Origin of the sequence: Synechococcus sp. R8-2 (assembly GCF_047461715.1) — a bacterium.
Classification (GTDB): Bacteria; Cyanobacteriota; Cyanobacteriia; order Thermostichales; family Thermostichaceae; genus Thermostichus.
On sequence record NZ_JANSHQ010000405.1, the window covers coordinates 1 to 1128 of the forward strand.

The window sequence follows — 1128 nt, forward strand, 5'->3', positions numbered from 1 at the left end:
TGCTTGAGCTTGGCATTGCTGGCCTGGAGATCCACCATTAGGTTGCCATAGGTCTTGCCCAAGCGGATCATCACCCCGGTGGAGATCGTATGCAACACCAACTTTTGGGCTGTGCCGGCTTTCATGCGGGTGGATCCGAGGATTACCTCCGGCCCCACCAAAGGGGCAATAGCAATATCCACCTGCTCGGTTAGCGGGGAAGGGTGATTGCAGGCCAGGCCAATCGTGAGCGCCCCCATGCTCCTAGCGGCTTGGATCCCACCCAGCACATAGGGGGTACGACCGCTGGCGGCAATTCCCACAACACTATCTTGAGCTTGGAGGTGAAGACCCTCCAGCGCGCGGGCAGCCGCTTCTGCGTCGTCCTCTGCACCCTCTACCGCCTGGGTCAGGGCTTTTTCCCCCCCGGCGATCAAAGCCACCACCTGTGCGGGGGAAGTGCCAAAAGTGGGTGGGCACTCAGCCGCATCCAGTACCCCCAGCCGACCTGAGGTTCCTGCCCCGATATAGATCAGCCGCCCGCCGTGACGCATCCGCTGGGCAATGGCATCGATGGCTTGGGCAATCGGCTCTGCTTGAGCAGCCACCGCTTCCGGCACCCGCCGATCCTCAGCGTTGATCCGTTTCACCAGTTCCCAGGTGCTGAGACGGTCGATCTCGGCTGTGGCCGGGTTGGGGCTTTCGGTCAGGGATCCGGGATCCCAAGCCAATTGTGGAGAAACCATGGCAGCGCTTGTCCAGGCAAGAGGGATCCGCCTTCAGGGATCCTACACTTTGTCTTCTCGGATTCTATCGGTGGCAGGGGGCTCTCCTGAGGGAGCAGTGGAGGGAAAAACTGCGCCAACAGCACCACAACAAGGGCAAGGAGCACCAAGCCGGCCCCCTTCGCCGACGTCCATTCAACCAAAACCTCTGCCAGCGGAAACGCAGCGCGGCCATTCTCCAAAGATGCCCCCATCACAAGCGGCGACCAGCCCAAATACGCCTCAGTCGGCAGCCCAACCGGTGAATTGACGAAGGCGAGCGCCGCCCAGTGGCGGTACTCTAGAAGGTGTTCTAAGGACTCCGTCCCGCTACTGCGATGAGTAAGTCCGTGCAAGCGATGGCAAGGACTCCGTCCCGCTACCG

2 protein-coding genes are annotated in these 1128 nt (G+C 61.3%); both read right to left on the reverse strand.

Annotated features, from left to right (window positions below; translation table 11 throughout):
* Positions 1-725 (reverse strand): N-acetylmuramic acid 6-phosphate etherase (gene murQ / locus NW819_RS09890; RefSeq protein ID WP_414413632.1); only part of this gene is annotated, 725 nt, incomplete at its 3' end.
* Positions 686-1128: hypothetical protein (locus tag NW819_RS09895; RefSeq protein WP_414413633.1), on the reverse strand; the 443-nt coding region annotated here is incomplete at its 5' end. The genes NW819_RS09895 and murQ, both read right to left, overlap by 40 nt.